This is a genomic window from Roseibium sp., from assembly GCF_039982295.1.
Classification (GTDB): Bacteria; Pseudomonadota; Alphaproteobacteria; order Rhizobiales; family Stappiaceae; genus Roseibium.
In genome coordinates this window covers 248,712-257,525 of record NZ_JBDWYP010000091.1, presented here as the reverse complement: position 1 = coordinate 257,525, position 8,814 = coordinate 248,712, and the positions used below count along the sequence as shown (strand labels likewise).

The 8,814-nt window shown below is 56.5% G+C and carries 9 protein-coding genes; 8 read left to right on the top strand and 1 reads right to left on the bottom strand.

Annotated features, from left to right (window positions below):
* The 7 genes from ABJZ52_RS20250 to ABJZ52_RS20220 form a co-directional block, all read left to right on the top strand.
* Positions 1-1,719, top strand: a 1,719-nt coding sequence (locus tag ABJZ52_RS20250) for a phage tail tape measure protein (protein WP_348398855.1), incomplete at its 5' end; no start/stop codon positions are given.
* Between the two features lie 24 nt (positions 1,720-1,743).
* Positions 1,744-2,181 (top strand): phage tail protein, encoded by a 438-nt coding sequence (locus tag ABJZ52_RS20245; RefSeq protein ID WP_348193205.1) that lies wholly within the window; start codon positions 1,744-1,746, stop codon positions 2,179-2,181.
* Between the two features lies 1 nt (position 2,182).
* Positions 2,183-2,404 (top strand): tail protein X, encoded by a 222-nt coding sequence (locus ABJZ52_RS20240; protein WP_348193187.1) that lies wholly within the window; start codon positions 2,183-2,185, stop codon positions 2,402-2,404.
* A 3-nt stretch (positions 2,405-2,407) separates the two neighbouring features.
* Entirely contained in the window at positions 2,408-3,433 is a 1,026-nt protein-coding gene (locus ABJZ52_RS20235; RefSeq protein ID WP_348193184.1) for a contractile injection system protein, VgrG/Pvc8 family, read from the top strand.
* A gap of 97 nt (positions 3,434-3,530) precedes the next feature.
* Positions 3,531-4,283: a lysozyme gene (locus ABJZ52_RS20230; protein WP_348193181.1), complete on the top strand. Its 753-nt coding sequence runs from the start codon at positions 3,531-3,533 to the stop codon at positions 4,281-4,283.
* Entirely contained in the window at positions 4,283-4,729 is a 447-nt protein-coding gene (locus ABJZ52_RS20225) for a hypothetical protein (RefSeq protein ID WP_348193178.1), read from the top strand. Before ABJZ52_RS20230 ends, ABJZ52_RS20225 begins: the two co-directional genes overlap by 1 nt.
* A 180-nt stretch (positions 4,730-4,909) precedes the next feature.
* The gene (locus ABJZ52_RS20220; protein WP_348193175.1) at positions 4,910-5,239 is read left to right on the top strand and encodes a hypothetical protein; all 330 of its coding nucleotides are present in this window, start codon (positions 4,910-4,912) and stop codon (positions 5,237-5,239) included.
* A 777-nt stretch (positions 5,240-6,016) separates the two neighbouring features.
* On the opposite strand, the gene ABJZ52_RS20215 is transcribed toward ABJZ52_RS20220, so the two are convergent.
* Positions 6,017-7,116 (bottom strand): IS3 family transposase gene (locus ABJZ52_RS20215; protein WP_348193172.1). Its coding sequence is split into 2 segments (ribosomal slippage): positions 6,017-6,855 and positions 6,855-7,116, totalling 1,101 coding nucleotides; the frame shifts between segments, so codons are not numbered across the junction.
* A 184-nt stretch (positions 7,117-7,300) separates the two neighbouring features.
* On the opposite strand from ABJZ52_RS20215, the gene ABJZ52_RS20210 reads away from it, so the two are divergent.
* Positions 7,301-8,776 carry a hypothetical protein gene (locus tag ABJZ52_RS20210; RefSeq protein ID WP_348193169.1) on the top strand — a complete coding sequence of 492 codons (1,476 nt, stop codon included), beginning with the start codon at positions 7,301-7,303 and terminating at the stop codon, positions 8,774-8,776.
* Positions 8,777-8,814 lie beyond the last annotated feature (38 nt).

Below are 8,814 nucleotides of genomic sequence, written 5' to 3'. Positions count from 1 at the left end.
GGGTCGGCGATGATTGCCTCGGGCGCACAGGCTGATGTTGCAGCTACGAGTTTCAGGAACGTGGGCAAGGCGCTTGCGCGCGGGGAATCGGCCACCAAACGGCAGAACAAGGCTTTCAGCGCGCTCGGGCTTTCCGCCACCGATGTTGCCAAACGGCTCCAGCAGGACGCCGTTGGCACATTGCATGACGTGATCGCTCGCATCCGCGCCTTGCCCCGAGAAATGAGGGCCTCGACCATCTCCGATCTGTTCGGTGATGAGGCCCGGGCGGTCATGCCCCTGATCGAGAACGCAGGCCTTTTGAAAGAAGCGCTCGGCCAGGTCGCAGATGAGACCAACTATCTCGGATCTGCTCAAAAGGAATTCGAGGTTCGCTCCGAGACCTTTGCCGCTAACCTGCAGCTGTTCAAGAACCGGCTTGATGAGCTTGCGATTTCTCTCGGCAACGCCTTGCTGCCCGCACTTTCCTCGATCATGGCGGTGATACAGCCCCTGATCTCAACGCTTGCAGAGCTTGCGTCCGCCAATCCGCAGGTGACAGCAAGTGTCGCCGGGCTTGCAGCTGGCGTGATCGCCCTCCGCGTTGCCGCGATCGGGGCGCGTTTCGCCTTCATGTTTTTGAAGGGCGGTGTGCTGGATGCAGCTGTCGGACTTTCCCGCTCTGTCGGGTTGCTGTCCAGTGGCGCGGCCGGGCTGGCAAACTTTGCTCGTATGGCCCGCAGGGTTGGCCTGTCCATGACGGTTCTGTCGATGACGGGCGGTACCGGGATCTTCGCCGCCCTTGTCTCCGGGGCAACGGCAGCAGCTGCAGCGGTCGCAGGACTGACGGCGCCGATCTGGGGTGCGGTCGCGGCCGCCGCCGGCCTGGGGCTTGCGATCTATAATTATTGGGAGCCAATCGCGGAGTTCGTTACCGGATTTGCCTCGGCAATTACAGGGGCTCTTGCGCCTGCCATGAATGCCCTGACCAGTTTCGCCGCCGATGTGACGGCCGCTGCAGCTTCCTGGGCAGGTGAAAAGCTGATCGATGTTGCAAGCTGGCTGGGCTTCGATGAGGCAAGCGTGCGCGGATCTCTGGCAAACGCACAAGCTGTTCTTTCAAGTTCGCTTGATAGCATCGTCGAGATTGTCATGTCCGTTCCCTCCAGAGTTGGGGGCTGGGTTTCAGACCTCTTCACGATGAATGATTACTCGGATGAAGCGGAAGCCGAATTTAGAAGCGCTGGAGCGCGGGTTGGCCAAGCTCTGGTCAACGGTATCAAATCCGCCTTCGAGACGCTGTGGCAGTGGCTAAAAGCCATCCCTGGCCGGATTGTAGATGCGATCGGCAATGTCGATCTCTCAGGGCTTATTTCCTGGCCATCCATGCCGTCCTGGCTCGGTGGGGGAAGTGCGCCGGCAGTCGCGGGCAAATCTGCGCTCGATGGCGCGCGCGCAGCTGGTGGGCCGATCGTTGCCGGTCGAACCTACCGGATCAATGAAAAAGGCGACGAACTGATCACCGCAAGCCGCAACGCCTATGTCCACGATCATCAAAGAAGCAAGAAGATGGTCGGCGGAATGGCTGCAGCTGGGATGGCGGCCTCGATCGCGTTCGGTGACATCAACGTCAATCTCCATGGCGTTCTGGACCCTGAGGCCATTGCAGAGGCCGTCGGGCAAGAGATCCGCAATCGCCTGTCTGGTTTACAGGCCGATGACGGCTGGTCCGTGTCCTAAAGAGGGGAATTGCCAGTGCTCTACATGCTTGGTGCTGTCACGGTAGATACCGCGCCGTTTTCGGCGGATGAATTTTCGCGCTCCGCATCTGCGGACTTCGCGGAAAAGCCGGTCATCGGCAGCTTGAAGCCGTCCGAGTTCATGGGTGAAGGTCAGGAGCAACTGTCACTTTCCGGCCAGCTGCTTCCCTCCCGGATCGGCGGGTTGACCGAGCTTGAGACCCTTGACGAGATGCGCCGCAAGGGTGCCCGTTTTCCGGTGCTACGCGGTGACGGCACAAGGCTTGGCACCTATGCGCTGACCCAGATTTCAGAGGACCACAGCTCTATGATGCGCGACGGTGTCGGCTTCATCATTCGCTATCGCCTTCAAATGCGAAAGGTTCAGTCCGACGAGGGGTCTGGTCAGCAGACCGTCAGCGGGATCCTAAGCCTATTCGATGCTTTGCTGAGTGGGAGCTGACATGCCCGAAACCATCACCATCCGGGGCGATAACTTGACCCTCGATCTGCTTCTGTGGCGCCGCCACGGCGTGCGCGGCCGGGAGCTAATGGAGCAGGCACTGACCTTAAATCCGGATCTGGCAGCGGTTGGTCCAATCTTGCCCTTGGGAACCCAGATCACCTTACCGGACCTGCCGGAGCAGACCACTGCGGCGCGCCAGGTCGTGACCCTGTTTGGATAGATCATGACCGAGGCACTTTGGAAAACCGAATGGCAGGTCGAGGTCGATGGCCAGGACATGACGTCAGGCATGCGGCCCTATCTGACGGACATCAGTGTCACGGATGAGGCGGGAGCTGCCTCGGACCGGTGTTCACTGACCTTTGACGACACGGATGGCGTCCTGAAAATGCCAACGCCGGGCGGTTCTGTGCGGGTGCGGCTGAACGGAGTTCAGGTGTTTTCGGGTGTTCTGGAGGCTCCTCGGTCGACCGGCTCAAGGGGAGGGGGGCGGAAGCTCTCGGTCAGCGCCAAGGGCTTTGATCCTGCCGGCAAGGCGAAGGAACCACAGGCGCTCCACCAGGATGATGGCACGGTCGGCGGGTTTTTGAAAAAGCTTGGAGAGCGTGCCGGAATTGACGTCGAAGTCGGCCCGGAACTCGCAAGCGTCGCCCGAGATTACCTCGTCGCCGACCACGAAAGCCTGCTGCACGTCGGCGAGCGCCTCGCCCGGGAGTTGGGCGGCACCTTCAAGCTGCGCGATGGCAACCGGGCGGTCCTCATCAAACGGGGTCTGGATCATGCCTTGCCAGCTGTCACTTGCCGGTTCGCAGGAGAGAGCGCCAATGGCATCTCCTGGAGCATTTCTCCGGTGACCGGGCGCAAGACCTTCAAGTCGGTCAAGGTGCGCTACTTCGATCGGGAGACGGCGGACTTCCATGAGGAGGAAGTGGCCGTCGAACAGGATCGTGACGGACCTGACACGGTCAACCGTGTCCGGACGACCGCGGCCGACAAGCAGCAGGCAGCGGAGATCGCCGGGGCTCGCAGCGAAGAGATCCGCCGCGAAGGCGGAGAGGGGACTGTAACACTTGATCTGGCGCCTGAAGCACAGGCGGAGGGTGTGTGCATGGTTTCTGGAGCGCGGCCTGGGATCAATGGCAGCTACCGCATTGTTTCGGTGACCCATAGGGCCAGCCGGTCCAGCGGAGCAACGACCACTCTGTCGCTGAAACAGCCGGGTGATGGTGCTGGTTTAGACGACCGATAACACAACATCAGAATTTGACGAAAGAACCGCCCTTTGAGGCGGTTTTTTCATGCGCGGAAGACCGGTGCGAACGCCGGTATTGAGAAAGGAACGGACTATGAGCTTTATTTCTGATTGGCGACGCGTGGCAGCTGTCTCCCTGTCATTCTGGATGCAGGTCGCGGGGCTTCTGGTTCTGATTTTACCGGAAATCTGGTTTGCACTGACGGGGCAGGATTATGATCCTGTGTTCACCTGGTGGACGGGAGTCCTGCTGCTATTGGCCGGATTGATCGGACGGCTCTGGAAGCAAGGTGTATCCAGTTTTCTGGAGTGGCTGCGCATTGTCGGCGTGCTGGTGGTTTGCGCCTTGCTTGCGTTGTTGTTCACGGCCCAAGCCAAGGCAGGACCGGTGTCAGAGGCGGAAACCCTCCGCATCGCCGTTCCATTCATTGCCAAGGAAGAAGGCAAGCGCAACAAGGCATATGCAGACATCGTCCGCGTGCCGACCATCTGTTACGGCTCGACCCGTGGCGTGCGCCTCGGGATGGTCATGACCGATGCGCAATGTCTTGCTTTGTTGCGCGATGAAGTCGCGGAATATCGCGAGGGCTTGCATGGGTATTTCAGCCAGGCGACCCGTTCCAGCCGTCTGACTGCGAAGCGGGATACGGCCTATACGTCGACGGCTTTCAATTGCGGCATTCGGGCGATCGGCCGCAGCACTGCAACCCGGCGTCTGAACGCCGGGGACATTCGCGGTGGATGTACTGCCTTGACCTGGTGGAACAAGGCTGGCGGGCGCGTGATCCGTGGGCTGGTCAATCGGCGGGCGCGTGAAAAGGCGCTCTGTCTCGCCGGGTTGAAATGATGTTGGGCTGGTTGCTGGCAGGGCTTGCCTGGCTGTCTGACCTGATCGGCTTCGGTCTTACCGTGTTGCTGGCCTATGGCGGGCTTGCAGGGGCGACCGTCGTCTTTGCCTCCCGGCTTGATCCGCGAATGCCCAAAACACTCTCCACCGTCGTCTCTGTGGCTTTGCTCTGTGTGTCGGTCTGGAACTTTTCTGCCATCCATCATGACCGCCGGGTTGAAGTCGACCGTTTGCAAGGCGTGGTCGCTGCAATGGCAAAGCAAGCGGCCGAGTGGCGCAAGGAGGCGAAGCATCAGCAAGAGCTGGCGGCTGAGCGGCTTGAAAACAACGCGCAACTTCAGGGACAAATTGATGACTATGACGATGCTCTGGCCACCGGCACGGTGGGGGCTTGCGATACTGATGATGAGTATCTCCGCCGGATGCGCGCAATACGGTTCGATTGAACCGCACCCGATACCACTTCCTGCGCCTCAAGCCGATCTAACGGTGCCTTGCAGAGATCCTGGCCTGACCGGTGACAAGGGCAGGGATGCTTTGCGCCACAGGGCTGCGCTAGTTGCCTGCGAGGGCAAGCGAGCGGGCTGGCAAAACCTTTATGAAACTGTGAGCGAAGCGAGGATGAAATGAAGTCATTTTTGGATTGGGCTTTGGAATTGCCACTTCCAAAAATTGCTGTCATCGGGGCCTTTGCAATCGTCGGTGCGGTCTTGCCAACGGACCTCAAGCCCAAGCAGCGGGTTGCAACGTTTTTTATCGGGTTTCTTGCGGCTCTGGTGTTCGGAGATCCCCTTCGCAGCGTCATGGGATTGCCGGAAACTTGGGCCTACGGCATGGCCGGTGTGCTGGCTATGACGGGTCGGAATATTGCTGTTTTCGTGATCCGTATATCACGGGATCCAGCGGCCTTCGCACGGACCGCTCTCGAGATCTGGCGTGGGGGCAAGCCGGGCTAGGGTGGGGCTACTAGCGGGCATCTGAATTTCGAGACAAAGCGAAGTTCGGAGGTTGACTGTTCTTATTTTGTTCTCAATATGCTCAGTCAAAAATTTGAAAGGCTGTCAAATGGGAAAAACCCACGTCAACCACCGGGTTGTTATTCGGAATCAAGACGATGACATCGTCCTGGACGAAAGCTGCGCAAGCTTCGCTGTCGCCAAGCCCTTATACGACCAGCGACGTGGGGAATTGCTTGCTGGCGAGACCATCACCCTCCAGCACGGCGCTCGCGTGATCTTTAAGGACTGAGGGTTGCTGGGAATAAGGGGGCAATCTGACAGTTGGCTTCTGGGCAATAGATCCACTTAAGGTGCCAATCGCCTAGCCGCGGCGCGAAGGTTCCTTTGGGGCTGGGATTGGACCGGCGACTTGCGGTCTATACTCGCTGGAAGCTGACAATCACCCCTAGTTTTCATGTGGTTGCTTCCCGCCGAAGTCAACTTCAGCAGATGACATCAACTGCCTGGACGCAACGCGCCCTCACGTCGGTCGTTCGCCGCATTGAAGGCTGCGCTGCGAAAGCAGAGGTTCGTTTGAGGCGCAGCAAATTCTCAAGAGGGCGGAAAGCGGGCATTCGCTGCTGGTGCGAACAGACTATGTCAGGCCAGCATAAGCGGTCATTAGCAACTGACGAGCCCCAATCGACCGGTCCAGGTTGACTGTTAATGCATCGTCAGCCTGGCCTGCTCCCCGTGTTTGGACCACCCGGCTGGCAATTTTCCGAGTGTTAAGGCTCAGGGCGGAAAAGCCGCCTTTGGGCCGTTCATCAGCGAGACTGGCGGTTTATTGCCGATTGCGCTGTGGGGACGGACTTCGTTGTAGTCTCTACGCCATTCCTCCATTTTGGACCGGGCGTCGTCAAGGCTCATGAACCAGTGCGTGTTCAAACATTCCGCTCGGAACTTGCCATTGAAGCTCTCGATAAAGGCGTTATCCGTTGGTTTTCCAGGTCGAGAGAAGTCAAGGATAACGTCCTTCTGATACGCCCACAAATCCAGATCGCGCGAGATGAATTCCGATCCTTGATCGACGCGGATCGACTTGGGGTAGCCGATTTTCCGACATACCTGTTCAAGTGTCTGAACCACGTCTTCTCCGCGGTAGCTGAAGCGAGGGTCGGTGGCGGGTGAGAACCGCGAGAACGTGTCCACGATGGTCAGGATCCTGATCTTGCGGCCCGTCACCAATTGATCATGCACGAAGTCCATTGCCCATGTTTCATTGCTGTGCGTCGCCTCCATGCGATCCTCCCGCAGTTTCGCTTTCACACGACGTTTGGGCGTTTTGTTTCGCAATTGAAGGCCCATCTCATTGTAGAGCCTGTAGATCCGCTTCGCGTTTACTGGCCAGCCTTCCCGCCGCAACAGGACATGAATGCGCCTGTAGCCATAGCGCAAACGTGTCTGTGCGATCTCCTTGATCCGCTTCTTGAGTTCGGCCTGATCATCGCCACAAGGTCGATAGTGGTAGCTCGATCTCTGGGCTTGCAGAACGCCGCAAGCACGACGAATGCTGACACCCCAGATCGCTCGCAGATCATCAACCAGTTCCCGGCGACGAGCAGGCCTTAGAGCTTTCGTTTGAGAACGTCCCGCAACATCGCCTTGTCCAACGAGAGATCAGCCACCAGCCGCTTTAGCCTGGCATTCTCTTCATCGAGCATCTTCAGACGCTTCATCTCAGAAGGCATCAAACCAGCGTACTTTTTGCGCCAGTTGTAAAACGTCGCCTCAGCGATCCCGGCCTTCCGGCATACTTCGGCGATACTCGTGCCATCTTCAACCTGCTTTAGCACAAACGCTATCTGCGCATCTGTGAACTTGCTCTTCTTCATGGAACTCTCCTTCTCCCGCACTCGGGATCATAAATGGAAAATTCCAGCTAAAAATGGTCCATTTTTCTGGGAGCAGGTCAAGCCTCTGGTCTATTGGGACGTTACTTTTCGGGGGGAGGGTAGAACATCGTGCTAGGAAACGAGAGCTTCAATTGTATAGTCTACCAAAACGTGTGGAGCGGTGATGCGTAAGACAAAGATTGATGAGATTAGCCTTGGCGCAAATGATTTGGCCACAACGGCAACTGAGTTGCTTGAATTCTTTAACAGCCCTGGAGAAGATGGGTCGCCCACTTTCAACGTCTCCAAAGCGATTCATGGAACAGACATCTCATACGCTGATTGTGTGAGCCGTATTGCGTCCATAGCCGAGATTGCGGACAAATTTGGAAACTCTAAACACTTCTTGATGGTCCCAGCCAATAGAATAACTCAGCTCAAGCAGAGAATTGACGAAACCCAGAAACACCTAGACACATTGAGAAACGAGTTCCGACAGACAATAAAAGGTGGAGGCGGGTTTCAGCTATTTAATTATGACAACTTTCACCTTCAAACGACCAACGGACAAAACCACGACTTCAAAAGTCACTTTAAAAATTTCAGTGACAGCACAGAAACACTACTGGATGTGTTTTATTTGGTTTTGACTGTCCTTAGGCCAACTCGTTCCACTTACAGTTTTCAAGCGGCGGCAAATGCCCTGTCATCCCTGATCGAGACATCCAGCGAACAAATCCACAACCTTCGTGAAGAAAACAAGGCATTAAGGCAGGCAGTTGCAGCGGCCACAAATCAGGCCTCAGCCGCAGAAGCCCAAGCTAAAAAGGCCAAGGAAGCCGCTGAGGAAACAAGCCGCATAAGGGATGAGGGTGCTAAGGATAGGAAGACCATAGGCGAGTATCTCGCTGACGCCACCGAAAAGAAAACCGCCATTGAGACTGCGCACACCGAAGCATCTTCACTGGAAGGTGGGGTGGAAGAGTATAAGGAGAAGTTCAAATCATTCGACCGACAGCTCGAAAGCCGGAATAACGACTTTTCGCAGGGAAAAGAGAGACAGGAAAAACTGTTTGCGAACTTTGAAGAGAAAAAGCAATCGGCGGAAAGCCTACTCGAGCAAATTGAGGGACTACTACCGGGCGCAACAAGCGCTGGCCTCGCCACAGCGTACAACAACAGAAGGGTCCAAGCCGAAAAAAGCGCTAAACTTTACTCGTGGACATTTTTTATTGGAATCGTTGTACTCGCGGTTTCAGCGGCAGCAACAGTTACGCAAACGTTAAGCCTTTGGCCCTTCGCCTGGGAGTTCATCAGGATCGAAAGCGCCAAAGAGTACCTGGACAAAATCTTGTTTAAGCTGCCTCTCGTGATACCTGTTTTGTGGGCAACGTTGACAGTTTCGAAACGCCGCAGCGAAATGCAGCGTTTGGCAGAGGAGTATGCGCATAAAGAAGCTCTGGCTCAGTCTTACGAAGGATTCAAACAGCAAATTGTTGAGTTGGGCAAAGACGATGACGCGCTACTTCGAAACCTCCTCGAAGTGGTACTAAAAGCGATTTCAATCAATGCTGCCAAAACCCTAGAAGGTAAGCATGGCGAAAAAATGCCAGTTCAAGAAGTAATCGAAGAAACAATCAAAAATTCACTTAGAGGTTAGCCTGTACCCGCTCAAGTGATGCAAGCGCCGCGAACGAC

Coding starts and splice junctions, on each gene's coding strand:
- ABJZ52_RS20245 (WP_348193205.1), top strand. CDS start 1,744: ATGCTTGGTGCTGTCACGGTAGATACCGCGCCGTTTTCGGCGGATGAA.
- ABJZ52_RS20230 (WP_348193181.1), top strand. CDS start 3,531: ATGAGCTTTATTTCTGATTGGCGACGCGTGGCAGCTGTCTCCCTGTCA.
- ABJZ52_RS20240 (WP_348193187.1), top strand. CDS start 2,183: ATGCCCGAAACCATCACCATCCGGGGCGATAACTTGACCCTCGATCTG.
- ABJZ52_RS20220 (WP_348193175.1), top strand. CDS start 4,910: ATGAAGTCATTTTTGGATTGGGCTTTGGAATTGCCACTTCCAAAAATT.
- ABJZ52_RS20235 (WP_348193184.1), top strand. CDS start 2,408: ATGACCGAGGCACTTTGGAAAACCGAATGGCAGGTCGAGGTCGATGGC.
- ABJZ52_RS20225 (WP_348193178.1), top strand. CDS start 4,283: ATGTTGGGCTGGTTGCTGGCAGGGCTTGCCTGGCTGTCTGACCTGATC.
- ABJZ52_RS20210 (WP_348193169.1), top strand. CDS start 7,301: ATGCGTAAGACAAAGATTGATGAGATTAGCCTTGGCGCAAATGATTTG.